General features: G+C 71.6%; 15 protein-coding genes and 1 pseudogene. 14 read left to right on the top strand and 2 right to left on the bottom strand.

All coding sequences use genetic code 11. From position 1 onward, the window contains the following. Nucleotides 1–811 precede the first annotated feature (811 nt). Complete coding sequence (locus tag AB0D93_RS39245; protein ID WP_362130770.1) at nucleotides 812–2,458, bottom strand: hypothetical protein; 1,647 nt, start codon at nucleotides 2,456–2,458, stop codon at nucleotides 812–814. Nucleotides 2,459–2,670: 212 nt separating this feature from the next. Continuing rightward, entirely contained in the window at nucleotides 2,671–4,872 is a 2,202-nt protein-coding gene (locus AB0D93_RS39240) for an elongation factor G-like protein EF-G2 (RefSeq protein ID WP_362130767.1), read from the bottom strand. Nucleotides 4,873–5,112: 240 nt separating this feature from the next. Here AB0D93_RS39240 and pgsA point away from each other — a divergent pair. From pgsA to AB0D93_RS39170, 14 genes and pseudogenes are all read left to right on the top strand, one after another. Next, nucleotides 5,113–5,833: pseudogene (gene pgsA, locus AB0D93_RS39235) on the top strand (phosphatidylinositol phosphate synthase). Further along, nucleotides 5,830–6,738: a phosphatidylinositol mannoside acyltransferase gene (locus AB0D93_RS39230; protein ID WP_362130764.1), complete on the top strand. Its 909-nt coding sequence runs from the start codon at nucleotides 5,830–5,832 to the stop codon at nucleotides 6,736–6,738. Before pgsA ends, AB0D93_RS39230 begins: the two are co-directional and overlap by 4 nt. Beyond that, a complete protein-coding gene (locus AB0D93_RS39225; RefSeq protein WP_362130761.1) occupies nucleotides 6,735–7,895 on the top strand; it encodes a glycosyltransferase family 4 protein in 1,161 nt (386 codons plus the stop codon). Before AB0D93_RS39230 ends, AB0D93_RS39225 begins: the two co-directional genes overlap by 4 nt. A gap of 760 nt (nucleotides 7,896–8,655) precedes the next feature. After that, complete coding sequence (locus tag AB0D93_RS39220; protein WP_362130758.1) at nucleotides 8,656–9,198, top strand: hypothetical protein; 543 nt, start codon at nucleotides 8,656–8,658, stop codon at nucleotides 9,196–9,198. A 126-nt stretch (nucleotides 9,199–9,324) separates the two neighbouring features. Further along, entirely contained in the window at nucleotides 9,325–10,230 is a 906-nt protein-coding gene (gene pdxS, locus AB0D93_RS39215; protein WP_069781943.1) for a pyridoxal 5'-phosphate synthase lyase subunit PdxS, read from the top strand. Between the two features lie 44 nt (nucleotides 10,231–10,274). Next, entirely contained in the window at nucleotides 10,275–10,868 is a 594-nt protein-coding gene (gene pdxT, locus AB0D93_RS39210) for a pyridoxal 5'-phosphate synthase glutaminase subunit PdxT (protein ID WP_362130754.1), read from the top strand. 60 nt (nucleotides 10,869–10,928) lie between these two features. Then, the gene (locus tag AB0D93_RS39205) at nucleotides 10,929–11,681 is read left to right on the top strand and encodes a YebC/PmpR family DNA-binding transcriptional regulator (protein WP_362130751.1); all 753 of its coding nucleotides are present in this window, start codon (nucleotides 10,929–10,931) and stop codon (nucleotides 11,679–11,681) included. Between the two features lie 115 nt (nucleotides 11,682–11,796). Then, a complete protein-coding gene (gene ruvC / locus AB0D93_RS39200) occupies nucleotides 11,797–12,336 on the top strand; it encodes a crossover junction endodeoxyribonuclease RuvC (RefSeq protein WP_362130748.1) in 540 nt (179 codons plus the stop codon). After that, nucleotides 12,333–12,938: a Holliday junction branch migration protein RuvA gene (ruvA, locus tag AB0D93_RS39195; protein WP_362130745.1), complete on the top strand. Its 606-nt coding sequence runs from the start codon at nucleotides 12,333–12,335 to the stop codon at nucleotides 12,936–12,938. Before ruvC ends, ruvA begins: the two co-directional genes overlap by 4 nt. A 25-nt stretch (nucleotides 12,939–12,963) precedes the next feature. Continuing rightward, nucleotides 12,964–14,034, top strand: coding sequence for a Holliday junction branch migration DNA helicase RuvB (gene ruvB, locus AB0D93_RS39190; protein WP_362130742.1), 1,071 nt, complete (start codon nucleotides 12,964–12,966; stop codon nucleotides 14,032–14,034). A gap of 189 nt (nucleotides 14,035–14,223) precedes the next feature. Then, entirely contained in the window at nucleotides 14,224–14,727 is a 504-nt protein-coding gene (gene yajC, locus AB0D93_RS39185) for a preprotein translocase subunit YajC (protein WP_362130739.1), read from the top strand. Between the two features lie 141 nt (nucleotides 14,728–14,868). Then, the gene (gene secD, locus AB0D93_RS39180; protein WP_362130776.1) at nucleotides 14,869–16,653 is read left to right on the top strand and encodes a protein translocase subunit SecD; all 1,785 of its coding nucleotides are present in this window, start codon (nucleotides 14,869–14,871) and stop codon (nucleotides 16,651–16,653) included. 3 nt (nucleotides 16,654–16,656) lie between these two features. Further along, the gene (secF, locus tag AB0D93_RS39175; RefSeq protein ID WP_362130736.1) at nucleotides 16,657–17,760 is read left to right on the top strand and encodes a protein translocase subunit SecF; all 1,104 of its coding nucleotides are present in this window, start codon (nucleotides 16,657–16,659) and stop codon (nucleotides 17,758–17,760) included. Continuing rightward, a complete protein-coding gene (locus AB0D93_RS39170; protein WP_362130733.1) occupies nucleotides 17,757–18,296 on the top strand; it encodes an adenine phosphoribosyltransferase in 540 nt (179 codons plus the stop codon). The genes secF and AB0D93_RS39170 overlap by 4 nt, the downstream gene beginning before the upstream one ends. Nucleotides 18,297–18,473 lie beyond the last annotated feature (177 nt).

Here is an 18,473-nt window from a genome sequence, read left to right as displayed (position 1 = left end):
TGTGCGCCCGGCTCGGCGTGCACCACTTCACCCGCAAGGGCGTCGAGCGGTGGAACCAGCCCAAGGGCCCGCACCGCGCCAACCCGCAGGCCCCGCAGGCCCCGCAGGCCCCGCAGGCCCCGCAGGCCCCGCAGGCCCCGCACCAGCCGAGCCACCGTTGGCTGCCGCACTGGTCAAGCCGCCGCTGGCTCCCGCGAGAGCCGGGCCGCCGTTGGCTGCCGCGCCGGTCAAGCCGCCGCTGGCTCGCGCACCGCTCAATTGCCGCAGGCCCGCAGGCCCGCAGGCCCCGCAGGCCCGCAGGCCCCGCAGGCCCCGCAGGCCCGCAGGCCCCGCAGGCCCCGCACAGGCCCCACACCAGCCGAGCCACCGTTGGCTCCCACACCGGCCAAGCCGCCGGCAGGCTCCCGCCCGGGGCTCGCCACCGCAGGCTCCCGCACCAGCCGAGCCACCGTTGGCTCCGGTACGGGCTGAGCCGCCGTTGGCTGCCGCGTCGGCCGAGCCGCCGCTGGCTCGCGCACCGCTCAATTGCCGCAGGCCCCGCATAGGCCCCACACCAGCCGAGCCACCGTTGGCTGCCGCACCGGTCAAGCACCGCTGGCTCCCGCACAGGCCTCGCCACCGCAGGCTCCCGCACGGCCGAGCCACCGTAGGCTCCCGCACCGGTCAAGCGCCGCTGGCTCCCGCACAGGCCTCGCCACCGCAGGCCCCCGCACGGCCGAGCCACCGTAGGCTCCCGCGCCAGTCAAGCCACCGCTAGCAACCGCACCGGCCGAGTCGCCGCAGGCCCCCCACCCGCCAAGCCGCCGGAGGCCTACGCGTCGTACAGGTCCGCCTTCCTCGGTGTCGTGTCCTGGACCAGGCCGCTGAGGATGCCCGAGCGGGTGCCGAACTTCTCCGTGTCCACGCCGTTCTCCTCCAGCACCCGCATCGCCGCCGCGTGCACCACCCGCAGCACCGGAGTGGCGGCGCGCAGCGCGTCGTCGGCCATGAAACGGTGCCGCCACGGCTGGTCGGCCCAGGCGTGCCGCAGACCGAACGGCTCGGGCAGGCCGATCGAGCCGCCGAGCCAGTTGAGCAGCGGCGGATACCAGGTCAGCGGGGCGCGCGCGGCGAGTCGTACCACCTCGTCGGTGGTGACCAGCGGCAGCATGACCTTCCGGGTCTCCCAGGGCTTGAGCGACTTGGAGACCTCCTTGCTCGGTGCCTCCGGCTTGGCGGTGAACAGCGGGTTCACCGGTCCCAGCGCATGCCCGGTCACCTCGATCCGCAGCGTCTCGTGCAGCACCGTCACCGTGATCAGCATGGTGAGGACCAGCTGCCCGTCCCACAGCGTCCACTGCACGCCCAGGTAGTGCCGGTCGCCGCTGCCGAACTGCTGCTTGTTGCAGATCTCCTGTATGGCGTGCGGCTTGACCTGGAAGGCCTCGACGTCGGTGCCCCCGGGCCGGCCCACCTCCTTGGCGTTCTCGCCGACCGGCGTGACGATCCAGTGCTTGATGGACGGCTTGGGGAACCCGCCGGTGTTCAGGGGGCCGCGCTCCAGCAGGGCGAGCTGGTCGTGGATCGCACGGATGACGTCCCAGCTGCGGAAGGGGTGGATCTCCCGGGTCGGGTCGGCGGGCACCAGGTCCTCGGCCAACTGCCAGGAGCCCCAGCGGGTGCCCATGCCGAGTATGCCCTTGGGGCCGGCGTAGAAGACCGAGTTGGACTGCTGCTCGGCGCTGAGCCGGGCCAGCGACTGCCGCAGCTCCTCGGCCGCCGTCTGGTTCGGACCGCGCGGCACCGCCTCCGGGACCTTGGCGCCGACGCTGGTGCCCGAGAGCAGGCCGTCCCAGCGGGCCCGCAGGTCCTTGGCCGTGCTCTCGCAGATCTGCTTGGCCCAGAACCAGCCGAGCACGGGCAGCACGACGCACGCCCGGGCATACCAGGCCCAGAAGCCGCTGAACGGCATCTTGATCAGGAACAGCGCGGCGAGCACGCCGACACCGAGCAGCAGAGCGGTGGCGAGGGGCCCGGCCCGTTTGTCGTCCCGCCTGGCGACGAGCGTGCGCAGCTGGAAGACCAGCAGCCAGGTGATCAGCCCGGGCAGGAACAGCACTCCGCACAGCACCGTCGCGGCCGTCAGACGGTTGTCCCGCTCCCGGCGGATGTTGTTGGCCGCGAGGCAGTGCTCGACGACGAACTGGGGCTCCGAGCCGAACGACTGGATGAGCGGCTTGCGGTCGGGAGCCAGCATCCGCGCGACCACGGCCCGCGAGAACGCCTCACCCAGATTGGGCCGCAGCAGCGCGATCCGGCCGGCGTTCACGGTCGACTGGTGCCACTCGTTGTCGGCCTTCTTGATCTCCTCGATCGGGCTGTCCCGGTACGCCGCGGAGGCCAGCGCGGAGGTCGCCGCCTGACCCTCGTCGCCCGAGACGGGCACCTGAGGCCCGTCCCACTCCGTTCCCAACGACATTCCCGCCCCCTCGGCTGCCTGTGTCGCCTCTGCGGCCTTCCCGACTTCCCTGCCCCGCACACCTGTTGAACAGTCCGTCGCGTCGACATCCCGTCACAGCCGGACGACTGCGGCCCGACGCGATCACGTGATCAGCGTATCCGCCGCCACCGACAACCCGCGGGCGGACGGCCGAAGCCGCCCGCCCGCGCTCCCGGCGCAAGGGTGGTGAACTACGAGTTCTCACCCGCCTGTTCGCGGATCCGCTCGGCGATCTGCGGCGGCATCGGCTCGTGCCGGGCGTAGGAGCGGTCGAAGCGCGCCGTGCCGTGCGACAGCGAGCGCAGGTCGACGGCGTACCGGCCGATCTCGAACTCGGGCACCTCGGCCCTGATCAGGGTCCGGCCCGAACCCACCTGCTCGGTGCCCAGCACCCGGCCGCGCCGACTGGACAGGTCGCTCATCACGGCGCCCACGTAGTCGTCGCCGACCAGTACGGACACCTCGGCCACCGGCTCCAGCAGATGGATCTTCGCGTCCGCCGCGGCCTCCCGCAGCGCCAGCGCGCCCGCGGTCTGGAAGGCGGCGTCGGAGGAGTCCACCGAGTGCGCCTTGCCGTCCAGCAGCGTGACCCGCACGTCCACCAGCGGATACCCGGCGGCGACCCCCTTGGCGGCCTGCGCCCGTACGCCCTTCTCCACGGAGGGGATGAACTGCCGCGGCACGGCGCCGCCGACCACCTTGTCCACGAACTCGATGCCCGAGCCGCCGGGCAGCGGCTCCACCTCGATCTCGCAGATGGCGTACTGGCCGTGCCCGCCGGACTGCTTCACGTGCCGTCCGCGCCCGGCGGCCTTGTTCGCGAACGTCTCCCTCAGGGAGACCCGGTGCGGGACGACGTCGACCTGGACGCCGTAGCGGCTGCGCAGCCGTTCCAGGGCGACGTCCGCGTGGGCCTCGCCCAGGCACCACAGGACCACCTGGTGGGTGTCCTGGTTCTGCTCCAGGCGCATCGTCGGGTCCTCGGCCACCAGCCGGGACAGGCCCTGCGAGAGCTTGTCCTCGTCGGGCTTGCTGTGCGCCTGGATGGCGAGCGGCAGCAGCGGGTCGGGCATCCGCCAGGGCTCCATCAGCAGCGGGTCGTCCTTCGCGGAGAGCGTGTCCCCGGTCTCGGCCCGGCCGAGCTTGGCCACGCACACCAGGTCGCCGGCGACCGCGTGCGTCACCGGACGCTGCTGCTTGCCGAACGGCATGGACAGGGCGCCGACCTTCTCGTCGACGTCGTGGTCCTCGTGGCCGCGGTCGGTCAGCCCGTGCCCGGAGACGTGCACCGTCTGATCGGGGCGCAGGGTGCCGGAGAAGACGCGGACCAGGGAGACCCGGCCGACGTAGGGGTCGGACGCGGTCTTCACCACCTCGGCGACCAGCGGGCCGCCGGTGTCGCACGGCTTCAGCTCGCGCGTCTTGCCGTCGATGGTGGTGACCTCGGGCAGCGGGTGCTCGAACGGGGTCGGGAACCCGCCGGTGATCAGCTCCAGCAGCTCCACCGTGCCGAGCCCCTGCCGGGCGCCGTCGGTGGCGGGGGCGGCCGCCAGGACGGGGTGGAAGGAGCCGCGGGCGACGGCCCGCTCCAGGTCCTGGATCAGCGTCTTGACGTCGACCTGCTCACCGCCGAGATAACGGTCCATGAGGGTCTCGTCCTCGCTCTCGGCGATGATCCCCTCGATGAGCCGGTTGCGGGCCTCCTCTATGTCAGGCAGCTGGTCCTCGCCGGGCTCGGACTCCTTGCGCTCGCCGGTCGAGTAGTCGAACAGCTTCTGCGACAGCAGCCCGACCAGCCCCGTCACGGGCGCGTGCCCGTCGGGGCCCTCGGGGCCGCGCAGCGGCAGGTACAACGGGAGCACCGCGTCGGGGTCGTCCCCGCCGAAGGCGTCCGCGCAGCGGCGGGTCATCTCCTCGAAGTCCGCGCGCGCGGACTCCAGGTGCGTGATCACGATCGCCCGCGGCATCCCGACGGCCGCGCACTCCTCCCAGACCATCCGGGTCGAGCCGTCCACGCCGTCCGAGGCCGAGACGACGAAGAGGGCCGCGTCGGCCGCGCGCAGACCGGCCCTGAGCTCCCCGACGAAGTCGGCGTATCCGGGGGTGTCGAGGACGTTGATCTTGATGCCGTCCCATTCGACCGGCACCAGGGACAGCTGCACCGATCGCTGCTGCCGGTGCTCGATCTCGTCGTAGTCCGAGACGGTGCCGCCGTCTTCCTTGCGGCCCGCCCGGTTCACCGCCCCCGCGGTCAGCGCGAGGGCCTCCACCAGCGTCGTCTTGCCCGAACCGGAGTGGCCGACCAGCACCACGTTCCGTACGGATGCGGGCTGGTCGGCCTCCAGAGCCCTGCCGGCGGCCCCGGGGTGGTGTGTTTGTGCCTTGTCGCCCATGATCCTGCCTCCCGTGCACGGTGAGGTCATGTGTGGGCGCGGACATGCGGGACCCGCGTGCTTGGCGGCTCCGGCGACGCCCGCGGTTATTCGAGCTTTCCACTCCCGTCACGCTGCGTCCATACGAACGACAGCCGCGGACGTCGATCGCGCCACGCACGGCCCGCGCACGGCGCGCACGCCGGTTCGCGCCACGTGCTGCGGGTGCCCGCCCGTCACGCGCACGCGCGCGTGGCTACGATGGGCCAGCCGGCGGCCACCAGGGGCCGCGGCGACACCGACCGTCGGGAAGGCCATGCTGAACAAGTACGCGCGTGCATTCTTCACGCGTGTCCTCACACCGTTCGCCGCGTTTCTCATCCGCCGGGGCGTGAGCCCCGACACGGTCACGCTCATCGGCACGGCCGGGGTGGTGGCGGGCGCGCTGGTCTTCTACCCCCGGGGCGAGTTCTTCTGGGGCACGGTCGTGATCACCCTGTTCGTCTTCTCCGACCTGGTCGACGGAAACATGGCCCGCCAGCTGGGCCGCTCCAGCCGCTGGGGCGCCTTCCTGGACTCCACCCTCGACCGGGTCGCCGACGGCGCGATCTTCGGTGGCTTCGCGCTCTGGTACGCGGGCAACGGCGACGACAACATGCTGTGCGCCGTCTCGATCTTCTGCCTGGCCAGCGGCCAGGTGGTGTCCTACACCAAGGCGCGCGGCGAGTCGATCGGGCTGCCGGTCGCCGTCAACGGCCTCGTCGAACGCGCCGAGCGGCTGGTGATCTCGCTGGTGGCGGCCGGATTCGCGGGCCTGCACAAGTTCGGTGTGCCGGGCATCCAGTGGCTGCTGCCGATCGCCCTGTGGATCGTCGCCGTCGGCAGCCTCGTCACGCTGATCCAGCGGGTCGTCACCGTCCGCCGTGAGTCCGCGGAGGCGGAGGAAGCGGCTCGCCAGAGCCCCAGCGAGGCCGCCAAGTGAGCGCCGCCGAGAGGCTCACCGACGCGCTGTACGGCGCCGGCTGGAGCACCGTCAAGAAGCTCCCGGAACCCGTCGCGGTCCGGCTCGGGCAGACCATCGCCGACCTCGCCTGGAAGCAGCGCGGCAAGGGCGTACGGCGCCTGGAGTCGAACTACGCGCGCGTGCTCCCCGACGCCGGTCCCGAGCGCCTCGCCGAGCTGTCCCGCGCGGGCATGCGCTCGTACCTGCGCTACTGGATGGAGTCCTTCCGGCTGCCTGCCTGGAGCCGGGAGCGCATAAAAACGGGCTTCGACCCCAAGGACATCCATTACCTGACCGACGGGCTCGCCTCCGGCCAGGGCGTGGTCCTCGCCCTGCCGCACATGGCCAACTACGACCTGGCCGGCGCCTGGGTCACCACCAAGCTCCGGACGCCCTTCACGACGGTCGCCGAGCGGCTCAAGCCCGAGACGCTGTACGACCGTTTCGTCGCCTACCGCGAGGGCCTCGGCATGGAGGTCCTGCCGCACAGCGGCGGCTCCGCCTTCGGCACCCTGGCGCGCAGGCTGCGCGACGGCGGCCTGGTCTGCCTGGTCGCCGACCGCGACCTGTCCGCCTCCGGCGTCGAGGTCGACTTCTTCGGCGAGAAGACCCGGATGCCCGCGGGCCCGGCCCTGCTCGCCCAGCAGACCGGCGCGCTGCTGCTGCCGGTCACCCTCTGGTACGACGACTCGCCCGTCATGCAGGGCCGTGTCCACCCCCCGATCGAGGTACCCGAGTCAGGTACGCGGTCCGAGAAGACGTCTGTCATGACACAGGCGCTGGCCGACGCCTTCGCCACCGGGATCGCCGACCATCCGGAGGACTGGCACATGCTCCAGCGGCTGTGGCTCGCCGACCTCGACCCCGCGAAGGGACCCTCGTGAGAATCGGGATCGTCTGCCCGTACTCCTGGGACGTGCCCGGCGGCGTCCAGTTCCACATCCGCGACCTCGCCGAGTACTTCCTCCGCCTCGGCCACGACGTCTCCGTCCTCGCCCCGGCCGACGACGACACCCCGCTGCCGCCGTACGTCGTCTCGGCCGGCCGGGCGGTCCCGGTGCCGTACAACGGCTCGGTGGCCCGGCTGAACTTCGGCTTCCTGTCGGCCGCGCGGGTACGGCGCTGGCTGCACGAGGGCGCCTTCGACGTGGTCCACATCCACGAGCCGACCTCGCCCTCGCTGGGCCTGCTGACCTGCTGGGCGGCCTCCGGCCCGATCGTGGCGACCTTCCACACCTCCAACCCGCGCTCGCGGGCGATGATCGCCGCGTACTCCATCCTGCAGGCGGCCCTGGAGAAGATCAGTGCCCGGATCGCGGTCAGCGAGTACGCCCGCCGGACGCTGGTCGAGCACCTCGGCGGGGACGCGGTGGTCATCCCCAACGGCGTCGACGTGGACTTCTTCGCCAAGGCCGAGCCGAAGCCGGAGTGGCAGGGCGAAACCATCGGTTTCATCGGCCGGATCGACGAGCCCCGCAAGGGCCTGCCGGTCCTGATGAAGGCCCTGCCGAAGATCCTGGCCGCCCGTCCGCAGACCCGGCTGCTGGTCGCGGGGCGCGGTGACGAGGAGGAGGCCGTGGAGGACCTGCCGACGGAGCTGCGCTCGCGCGTGGAGTTCCTCGGCATGATCAGCGACGAGGACAAGGCCCGCTTCCTGCGCAGCGTCGACCTGTACGTCGCGCCCAACACCGGCGGCGAGAGCTTCGGCATCATCCTGGTCGAGGCGATGTCGGCCGGCGCACCCGTCCTCGCCTCCGACCTGGACGCCTTCGTGCAGGTCCTCGACCGGGGTGAGGCGGGCGAGGTCTTCGCCAACGAGGACGCCCACGCGCTCGCAGACGCCGCCGTACGGCTCCTGGGGGACCCGGCCCGCCTCACCGAGCTGCGCGAACGCGGCAGCGCCCATGTGCGCCGCTTCGACTGGTCGACGGTCGGCGCGGACATCCTGTCGGTGTACGAGACGGTCACGACCGGCACGGCCGCGGTGGCCACCGACGAGCGCTCCGGCCTGCGCGCACGGTTCGGCCTGGCCCGGGACTGAGGCCGCGGGCCGGCCCGGGACAACGGCTGGTCGCGGCTCGCGGTGGCCGGGACGAGCCGTGGAGCGGCGGGTGCCGGCAACCGCGAGCCGGGCGACCTCCCGGGCACGGAACTCCGCGGGCCCCCCGCGCCGACTGCGCGTGGGCACGAACTGATCGTGTGCCCGCGCCCACGCCGCGGCCCCGCCCCGTGCGCCCGCGGTTCTCGGGACGGCCCGGCCGTCTCGCGGGCCCGGGAGCGCCGGTCTTCTGCGGTCTGGGGTCACTCGGGCGTCGGCCGTAACTTCGCGCCCGTTGCCGTCCGCCGGCAGCCTTGGTTGCGGGGGCTCCGGTCGGGTGGGGCCGGTGTGAGGTTGCCGTGTCCGCGCCCTAGCCCGATGTCGGTGTCCCGCCCGTGTGGCCGTGGGTCTCGGAGCTGCCCGGCCGTTTGGTGGGGCGGGGAGCGCCGGGTTTCTGCGGTCTGGGGTCACTCTGGCGTCGGCCGTAACGTCGCGCCGTTCCCGTGAACTGCCGTGTCCGCGCCGTGGCCCGGGACAGGTGGGCCGCCGCGTGCGCCCGCGGGTCTCGGAGCAGCCTGGACGTCTCGCGGGACCCGGTCTTCTGCAGCCCCGCTGCCCCCGCGCCGCTCTGCGCGGGCGTCAGCCGTAACCCCGTGCCGTTCCGCACCAACGGCGGCCCCGGTCGCGAGCGCGCTGGAGCGCGGGTGGAGTCGGGACGGGATTGCCGGGAAGGGTGCTCGTGCGCAGCCGATAGCCTTCCGGCGTGACCGCAACCCTCATCTGGATCCTCGTCGCCCTCCTGGCGATCGGCGTGTACCTGAGCTGGACGGCCGGGCGGCTGGACCGGCTGCACGTGCGGATGGACGCCGCCCGGGCCGCGCTCGACGCACAGCTGCTGCGCCGGGCCTCGGTGGCGCAGGAACTGGCCACCTCGGGTGTGCTGGACCCGGCCGCCTCGATCGTGCTGTACGAGGCCGCGCACGCCGCCCGTCAGGCCGAGGAGGAGCAGCGGGAGGTCGCCGAGAGCGAACTGAGCCAGGCGCTGCGCGCGGTCTTCGCGGAACCGGCCCAGGTGGAGGCCGTACGCGAGGCCCCGGGCGGCGAGCAGGCGGCCCATGAGCTGGCCGAGGCCGTCCGCCGGGTCCCGATGGCCCGCCGCTTCCACAACGACGCGGTGGGCGCCGCCCGCAGGCTGCGCGAGCACCGCAAGGTCCGCTGGTTCCGGCTGGCCGGCCACGCCCCGTTCCCGCTGGCCTTCGAGATGGACGACGAGCCCCCCGCGGCCCTGGTGGAGCGGGTGTCCTGAACCCCGGGAAGAACCCTTCCCGGACGAAAAGGATCCACCGGCTTGCCATTGGCCCTTGCTGTGGCCTGGTCCACTCGCGTTTCCTCGTCGGTGCAGAAACCCTCTTTCCCTTCAGTGAGGTCACCCGTGTCCACCATCGAGAACCAGGCTCCCGAGACCGGCACCGCCCGCGTGAAGCGCGGCATGGCCGAGCAGCTCAAGGGCGGCGTGATCATGGACGTCGTCACGCCGGAGCAGGCGAAGATCGCCGAGGACGCGGGCGCCGTCGCCGTCATGGCCCTGGAGCGGGTCCCGGCCGACATCCGCAAGGACGGCGGCGTGGCCCGCATGTCCGACCCGGACATGATCGAGGGCATCATCGACGCCGTCTCGATCCCGGTCATGGCCAAGTCCCGCATCGGCCACTTCGTCGAGGCCCAGGTCCTGCAGTCCCTCGGCGTGGACTACATCGACGAGTCCGAGGTCCTCACCCCGGCCGACGAGGTCAACCACTCCGACAAGTGGGCCTTCACCACCCCCTTCGTGTGCGGTGCCACCAACCTGGGCGAGGCCCTGCGCCGCATCGCGGAGGGCGCCGCGATGATCCGCTCCAAGGGCGAGGCCGGCACCGGCAACGTCGTCGAGGCCGTCCGCCACCTGCGCCAGATCAAGAACGAGATCGCCAAGCTGCGCGGCTTCGACAACCACGAGCTGTACGCCGCCGCCAAGGAGCTGCGCGCCCCGTACGAGCTGGTCAAGGAGGTCGCCGAGCTGGGCAAGCTCCCGGTCGTCCTCTTCTCCGCCGGCGGCGTGGCCACTCCGGCCGACGCGGCCCTGATGCGCCAGCTCGGCGCCGAGGGCGTGTTCGTCGGCTCCGGCATCTTCAAGTCCGGCGACCCGGCCAAGCGCGCCGCCGCCATCGTGAAGGCCACCACCTTCTACGACGACCCGAAGATCATCGCGGACGCGTCCCGCAACCTCGGCGAGGCCATGGTCGGCATCAACTGCGACACCCTCCCCGAGACCGAGCGCTACGCCAACCGCGGCTGGTAAAGCACACAGGTACGGACCTTCACGGACCTCAGGTACTGAACCCCATGAACACTCCTGTCATAGGCGTCCTGGCCCTCCAGGGCGACGTACGGGAGCACCTCATCGCCCTGGCCGCGGCGGACGCCGTGGCCAGGCCGGTGCGGCGCCCCGAGGAACTCGCCGAGGTCGACGGCCTCGTCCTGCCCGGCGGTGAGTCCACCACCATCTCCAAGCTGGCCATCCTGTTCGGCGTGATGGAGCCCCTTCGCGCGCGCGTGCGGGCCGGCATGCCCGTCTACGGCACCTGCGCGGGCATGATCATGCTCGCCGACAAGATCCTCGACCCGCGCTCGGGCCAGGAGACGATCGGCGGCATCGACATGATCGTGCGCCGCAACGCCTTCGGCCGCCAGAACGAGTCGTTCGAGGCCGCGGTCGACGTGAAGGGCGTCGCGGGCGATCCTGTGGAGGGCGTCTTCATCCGCGCGCCCTGGGTCGAGTCCGTGGGCGCCGACGCCGAGGTGCTCGCCGAGCACGATGGCCACATCGTGGCCGTCCGTCAGGGCAACGCGCTCGCCACGTCGTTCCACCCGGAACTGACCGGTGACCACCGTGTGCACGCCCTGTTCGTGGACATGGTGCGCGCCAACCGTACGTGAGAGTCCTTGTAGGATCTCTGACGTTCGTACATGGATGGGTTACGCGAAGGAGACAGGCAGATGTCCGGCCACTCTAAATGGGCTACGACGAAGCACAAGAAGGCCGTGATCGACGCCAAGCGCGGCAAGCTCTTCGCGAAGCTCATCAAGAACATCGAGGTCGCGGCCCGGATGGGCGGCGTCGACCTCGATGGCAACCCGACGCTCTACGACGCCGTCCAGAAGGCCAAGAAGCAGTCGGTCCCGAACAAGAACATCGACTCCGCGATCAAGCGCGGCGGTGGTCTCGAGGCCGGCGGCGCCGACTACGAGACGATCATGTACGAGGGCTACGGCCCCAACGGCGTCGCCGTGCTCATCGAGTGCCTCACCGACAACCGCAACCGCGCCGCCTCCGACGTCCGGGTCGCCATGACCCGCAACGGCGGCAACATGGCGGACCCGGGCTCCGTGTCGTACATGTTCAGCCGCAAGGGCGTCGTCATCGTCCCCAAGGGCGGGCTGTCCGAGGACGACGTGCTCGGTGCCGTCCTGGACGCGGGCGCCGAGGAGGTCAACGACCTCGGCGAGACCTTCGAGGTCATCAGCGAGGCCACCGACCTGGTCGCGGTCCGCACCGCCCTCCAGGAGGCCGGCATCGACTACGACTCGGCCGAGTCCAGCTTCGTGCCGTCCGTCCAGGTCGAACTGGACGAGGAGGGCGCCAAGAAGATCTTCAAGCTGATCGACGCGCTCGAGGACAGCGACGACGTGCAGAACGTCTTCGCGAACTTCGACGTGAGCGACGAGATCATGGAGAAGGTCGACGCGTAACGCGCACGGCTTGCCGACGGGCCGACGGGACACACCCCGTCGGCCCGTCGCTTTGTCAGTGGCACCCGATAGCCTGCACGAACAGGCGATCGGCAGCCGATCGGAGGAGGGGCGCGTGCGCGTACTGGGGGTGGACCCCGGGCTGACCCGGTGCGGTGTCGGCGTGGTCGAGGGGATCGCGGGGCGGCCGCTCACCATGCTCGGCGTCGGCGTCGTCCGCACCCCCGCGGACGCCGATCTCGGCCACCGCCTCCTCGCCGTCGAGCAGGGCATCGAGCAGTGGCTGGACGAGCACCGGCCCGAGTTCGTCGCCGTGGAGCGCGTCTTCAGCCAGCACAACGTGCGCACGGTGATGGGCACGGCCCAGGCCAGCGCCGTCGCGATGCTGTGCGCCGCCCGGCGTGGCATCCCCGTCGCCCTGCACACCCCCAGCGAGGTCAAGGCGGCGGTCACCGGCACCGGACGCGCCGACAAGGCGCAGGTCGGCGCCATGGTCACCCGGCTGCTCCGGCTCTCCGCGCCACCCAAGCCGGCCGACGCCGCCGACGCCCTCGCGCTCGCCATCTGCCACATCTGGCGCGCGCCCGCCCAGAACCGGCTGCAGCAGGCGGTCGCCCGTCACTCCCTCAACGCAACGAAAGGCCGTACGGCATGATCGCCTTCGTCAGCGGCACGGTCGCCGCGCTCGCCCCCGACGCCGCGGTCGTCGAGGTCGGCGGCGTCGGCATGGCCGTCCAGTGCACGCCGAACACGCTGTCCACGCTCCGCATGGGTCAGCCCGCCAAGCTGCACACCTCGCTCGTCGTCCGCGAGGACTCGCTGACCCTGTACGGCTTCGCCGACGACGACGAGCGCCAGACCTTCGAACTGCTCCAGACCGCGAGCGGCGTCGGCCCGCGCCTGGCCCAGGCCATGCTCGCCGTGCACACCCCGGACGCGCTGCGCCGCGCCGTCGCCACCGCCGACGAGAAGGCCCTCACCGCCGTCCCCGGCATCGGCAAGAAGGGCGCGCAGAAGCTGCTGCTGGAGCTGAAGGACCGGCTCGGCGAGCCCATCGGCGCCCCCGCGATCGGCGTGCCGGTCACCCAGGGCTGGCGCGACCAGCTGCACGCGGCCCTCATCGGCCTCGGCTACGCCACCCGCGAGGCGGACGAGGCCGTCGCCGCGGTGGCGCCCCAGGCCGAGGCCGCCGGCGGCACCCCGCAGGTCGGGCAGCTGCTGAAGGCCGCCCTGCAGACCCTGAACCGCGCCCGCTGACCCCACGACGATCGAGGCACATTCCATGAACTGGGACGACACGACCGACACCCCCGCCACCGAGCGGCTCGTCGGTCCGTCCGCCGACCGGGAGGACCAGGCCGTCGAGGCCGCGCTGCGCCCCAAGGACCTCGGCGAGTTCATCGGCCAGGAGAAGGTCCGCGAACAGCTCGACCTCGTCCTGCGGGCCGCACGCGCGCGTGGTGCCACCGCTGACCACGTACTGCTCTCCGGCGCGCCCGGCCTCGGCAAGACCACCCTGTCGATGATCATCGCGGCCGAGATGGGCGCCCCCATCCGCATCACCTCCGGCCCCGCCATCCAGCACGCCGGCGACCTCGCCGCGATCCTCTCCTCCCTCCAGGAGGGAGAGGTCCTCTTCCTCGACGAGATCCACCGCATGTCCCGGCCCGCCGAGGAGATGCTGTACATGGCGATGGAGGACTTCCGCGTCGACGTCATCGTCGGCAAGGGCCCCGGCGCCACCGCCATCCCGCTGGAGCTGCCGCCGTTCACCCTGGTCGGCGCGACCACGCGCGCGGGCCTGCTGCCGCCCCCGCTGCGCGACCGCTTCGGCTTCACCGCGCACATGGAGTTCTACGAGCCGCACGAACTGGAGCGGGTCGTGCACCGCTCGGCGCACCTGCTGGACGTCGAGATCGAGCCGGACGGCGCCGCCGAGATCGCCGGCCGCTCCCGCGGCACGCCCCGTATCGCCAACCGCCTGCTGCGCCGCGTCCGCGACTACGCGCAGGTCAAGGCGGACGGACTGATCACCCGCGACATCGCCGCTGCCGCCCTCGCGGTCTACGAGGTCGACGCGCGCGGCCTCGACCGCCTCGACCGCGCCGTCCTTGAGGCCCTGCTGAAGCTCTTCGGCGGCGGCCCGGTCGGCCTGTCCACGCTCGCCGTCGCCGTGGGGGAGGAGCGGGAGACCGTCGAGGAGGTCGCCGAACCCTTCCTGGTCCGGGAAGGACTGCTCGCCCGCACCCCCCGCGGCCGCGTCGCCACCCCCGCCGCCTGGGCGCACCTCGGTCTCACCCCGCCCCGCTCGGTGACCGGCGGTAACGGACAACAGGACCTGTTCGGGGCCTGACGGCGCCGTGATGCCTTCGTGACGGCCGGGGCATTGGCCCGGGCAGGAACTCAGGTGCCATGCTGAGCGTTGTTCCATGCGCGCGGACTCGCTTAGACTCCGCCGATGCCGCCTTTGCGGGCGGCGCCGACCAGCCCCCATCCAACAGGCCGCTCACACGCGCGGTCGCGCGAAGGAAATTTCCGTCCCGTGAATGCCTTTACCCTTCTCCCGTTCATTGTGCTCATCGCGGCCATGTTCCTGATGACGCGCTCGGCCAAGAAGAAGCAGCAGCAGGCTGCCAGTATGCGGAACGAGATGCAGCCCGGCTCTGGCGTCCGCACGATCGGGGGGATGTACGCGACGGTCAAGGAGGTCAACGAGGACACGGTCCTCCTCGACGCCGGCCCGGGCGTCGAGCTCCTCTTCGCCAAGAACGCGATCGGCGCCGTACTCACCGACGACGAGTACAACCGCATCGTGCACGGCATCGAGCACGACCTGAAGTCCGACGCCGACATCGTCCCGGACGACGCCTCCTCCCTCATCGAGACCGACGAGTCCGACTCGCCCGCTGCCGCCGCCTCCGACGACAAGGCCGTCGACCTCGGTAAGAAGGAAGCCGACGAGGACGGCACCGACGCGGCCGAGGCCGCCGAGGCCAAGGCGGACGACGAGCCGAAGAAAACCGACGGCGACTCCGACGCGAAGTAGTCACGCCCCGGTGGTGCGCCGCGCGGCGTGATCGCGCCCCGCGCACCACCGGGCGTCTGTTTCCCGCACGGAACAGCCCGACACCATGTCATGGCCGACCGCGCCGACCGCGTGGGGCGGCCCGAGAGGGAGTACGAGAAGGTGGCAGCACCTAAGAGGGGCCGGAGCGCGAGCGCCCAGAGCAAGCCAGGGCGCTCGCTGGCCCTCATCCTGATCGCCATCGTGGCGCTCACCGGAGGCATGTTCCTCTCCGGGAACACCACTCCGCGTCTCGGCATCGACCTCGCCGGTGGTACGAGCATCACGCTCAAGGCGAAGGCCGACCAGGGGTCCGCGATCAACAAGGCCAACATGGACACCGCGGTCGACATCATGAACCGCCGTGTCAACGGCCTCGGCGTCTCCGAGGCGGAGGTGCAGACCCAGGGGAACGACAACATCATCGTCAACATCCCCAAGGGCACCAACTCCAAGGAAGCCCAGCAGCAGGTCGGCACCACCGCCAAGCTGTACTTCCGCCCGGTCCTGGCCAGCGAGCCGAGCGGTGCCGCGGCGCAGAGCCCGTCGCCGAGCGCGTCCCCCAGCGGCAGCTCCTCGCCGAAGCCGAGTACGAGCCCCTCCCCCTCCTCCTCGAAGGAGAAGGCGTCCTCGTCCTCCACCGCGTCCCCCACGGCCTCGGCGACCTCCCAGGGCCGCGCCGTCACCGACGCGCTGAAGGCCGGGTCCACCCCCACCCCGAACGCGACCGCCTCCGGCAGCGCCAAGCCGTCGGCCACCCCCTCGGCCTCCTCCAGCGCCGGCACCGCCGCCGCCAAGCTCCAGGCCCAGTACGCCGCCCTGGACTGCACCAAGCCCGCCGAGCGCGCCAAGGTCGGAGGCGCCGCCAAGCCCGGCGAGCCCACGATCGCCTGCGGCCAGATCAAGAAGGTCTGGTACAAGTACGTGCTCGGCCCGGCCGCCGTCGACGGCACCGAGGTGAAGAAGGCGCAGGCCGTCTTCGACACCCAGGGCGCCTCCGGCTGGCAGGTCCAGATGACCTTCACCGGCAGCGGCGCCAAGAAGTTCGCCGACGTCACCGGTGAGCTGGCGAAGAACCAGTCCCCGCAGAACGAGTTCGGCATCGTCCTCGACGGCGAGGTCGTCTCCAGCCCGTTCGTGCAGCAGGCCATCACCGGTGGCCAGGCGGAGATCTCCGGCAGCTTCACCCAGCAGGACGCCCAGAGCCTCGCCAACATGCTGTCCTACGGCGCCCTGCCGCTCTCCTTCCAGGAGCAGTCCGTCACCACGGTCACCGCCGCGCTCGGCGGTGAGCAGCTGCACGCCGGTCTGCTCGCCGGCGCGATCGGCCTCGCCCTGGTCGTGATCTACCTGGTCGTCTACTACCGCGGTCTGTCGGTCGTCGCCATGGCGTCGCTGCTGGTCTCGGCGGTCCTCACCTACGTGATCATGTCGCTGCTCGGCCCGACCATCGGCTTCGCGCTGAACCTGCCGGCCGTCTGTGGTGCCATCGTCGCCATCGGTATCACCGCCGACTCGTTCATCGTGTACTTCGAACGCATCCGGGACGAGATCCGCGAGGGCCGCTCGCTGCGCCCCGCCGTCGAGCGGGCCTGGCCGCGCGCCCGGCGCACCGTCCTCGTCTCCGACTTCGTGTCGTTCCTGGCCGCCGCCGTCCTGTTCATCGTGACCGTCGGCAAGGTCCAGGGCTTCGCGTTCACCCTCGGCCTGACCACCGTGCTCGACGTCGTCGTCGTCTTCCTGTTCACCAAGCCCCTGATGACACTCCTCGCCCGCCGCAGGTTCTTCGCGAGCGGCCACAAGTGGTCCGGTCTCGACCCGAAGAGCCTCGGTGCCAAGCCACCGCTGCGCCGCACCCGCCGCCCCGCCGGCCCCGCCGCCGGCCCTGTCGACCCGAAGGAGGCCTGAGCGATGTCGAAACTCGGCAACCTCGGCGCTCGACTGCACCGCGGCGAGATCTCGTACGACTTCGTCGGCAAGCGCAAGATCTGGTACGGCATCTCCATCCTGATCACCATCACGGCCATCGTCGGCCTGGCGGTGCGCGGGCTGAACATGGGCATCGAGTTCAAGGGCGGCGCGGTCTTCACCACGCCGACCCACATGAGCGCCTCGGTGACCCAGGCGGAGACCTACGCCAAGGACGCCTCCGGCCACGAGGCGATCGTGCAGAAGCTCGGCAACGGCAGCCTGCGCATCCAGATCGCCGGCATCGACACCGGCCAGTCCGACAAGATCAAGCAGGAACTGGCCAAGGACCTGAACCTCAACCCCGAGAAGCTCGCCGCCGACCTGGTCGGCCCGAGCTGGGGCCAGCAGATCGCCAACAAGGCCTGGGAGGGCCTGGGCATCTTCATGGTGCTCGTCGTGATCTACCTGGCCATCGCCTTCGAGTGGCGCATGGCCATCGCCGCCCTGGTCGCGCTGATCCACGACATCACCATCACGACCGGTATCTACGCCCTGGTCGGCTTCGAGGTCACGCCCGGTACGGTCATCGGTCTGCTGACGATCCTCGGTTACTCGCTCTACGACACGGTCGTCGTCTTCGACAGCCTCAAGGAGCAGACGAAGGACATCACCAAGCAGAACCGCTGGACGTACAGCGACATCGCCAACCGGTCGATCAACGGCACCCTGGTCCGTTCCATCAACACCACGGTCGTCGCCCTGCTGCCGGTCGCGGGCCTGCTGTTCATCGGCGGTGGCTTCCTCGGCGCCGGCACGCTGAACGACATCTCGCTGTCGCTGTTCGTCGGCCTCGCGGCCGGTGCCTACTCGTCGATCTTCATCGCCACGCCGCTCGTCGCCGACCTGAAGGAGCGCGAGCCGGCGATGAAGGCCCTCACCAAGCGGGTCATGGCCAAGCGTGCCCAGGCCACCGCGGAGGAGGACCTCGCCGGGGACCGCGGCGCCGACGACTCCGACGACGCCGCCCCCGCCGTGGTGGGCCCCCGCAACCAGCCCGCGTCCCGCAACCGCGGCCGCGGCCGACCCTCGGGGAAGCGCCGATGACCGGCATCCAGGAGCTGCTGCTCAGCCGCATCCGGGACGTCGCCGACTATCCCGAGCCGGGCGTGATGTTCAAGGACATCACGCCGCTGCTGGCGGACCCGGCCGCGTTCACGGCGCTCACCGACGCACTGGCCGACATCGCCGCCGACACCGGCGCGACCAAGGTCGTCGGGCTGGAGGCCCGGGGGTTCATCCTCGGTGCCCCGGTCGCCGTCCGCGCGGGCCTCGGCTTCATCCCGGTCCGCAAGGCGGGCAAGCTGCCCGGAGCGACGCTGCGCCAGGCGTACGACCTGGAGTACGGCTCGGCGGAGATCGAGGTGCACGCGGAGGACCTGGCTTCCGGTGACCGGGTCCTGATCGTGGACGACGTCCTGGCGACAGGGGGTACGGCCGAGGCCGCGATCCGGCTGATCGAGCGCGCCGGTGCCGAGGTCTCGGGGCTTGCCGTGCTGATGGAGCTGGGCTTCCTCGGCGGCCGGGCCCGGCTGGCGCCGGCGCTGGGTGGGGCTCCGCTGGAGGCACTGCTCCAGGTCTGAAGCGCGTCGCTGCACGAGCGGCCTCGGCTTAGCCGCAGGCCGCTTCGTGTTTCCCGGACCGGGCCGAAGGCGAGGCCGGGGTCATCCGCCGGACACCCGCCGCACACCCCTGGAACACCCGGAATCCACCGCCCCGGAATCCAGCGGAAGCCTCCCGCGTTGCACAGGTTGACGGCC

The sequence above is a fragment of the Streptomyces sp. NPDC048191 genome, assembly GCF_040652655.1.
In the GTDB taxonomy this organism is placed as follows: Bacteria; Actinomycetota; Actinomycetes; order Streptomycetales; family Streptomycetaceae; genus Streptomyces.
This window is presented reverse-complemented; position numbering and strand designations above follow the sequence as displayed.

Bases quoted from the DNA above. Each gene is read 5' to 3' on its own strand.
- AB0D93_RS39240 (WP_362130767.1), bottom strand. From the start codon at position 4,872: ATGGGCGACAAGGCACAAACACACCACCCCGGGGCCGCCGGCAGGGCT.
- AB0D93_RS39170 (WP_362130733.1), top strand. From the start codon at position 17,757: ATGACCGGCATCCAGGAGCTGCTGCTCAGCCGCATCCGGGACGTCGCC.
- AB0D93_RS39205 (WP_362130751.1), top strand. From the start codon at position 10,929: ATGTCCGGCCACTCTAAATGGGCTACGACGAAGCACAAGAAGGCCGTG.
- pdxT (WP_362130754.1), top strand. From the start codon at position 10,275: ATGAACACTCCTGTCATAGGCGTCCTGGCCCTCCAGGGCGACGTACGG.
- ruvB (WP_362130742.1), top strand. From the start codon at position 12,964: ATGAACTGGGACGACACGACCGACACCCCCGCCACCGAGCGGCTCGTC.
- secF (WP_362130736.1), top strand. From the start codon at position 16,657: ATGTCGAAACTCGGCAACCTCGGCGCTCGACTGCACCGCGGCGAGATC.
- AB0D93_RS39245 (WP_362130770.1), bottom strand. From the start codon at position 2,458: ATGTCGTTGGGAACGGAGTGGGACGGGCCTCAGGTGCCCGTCTCGGGC.
- ruvA (WP_362130745.1), top strand. From the start codon at position 12,333: ATGATCGCCTTCGTCAGCGGCACGGTCGCCGCGCTCGCCCCCGACGCC.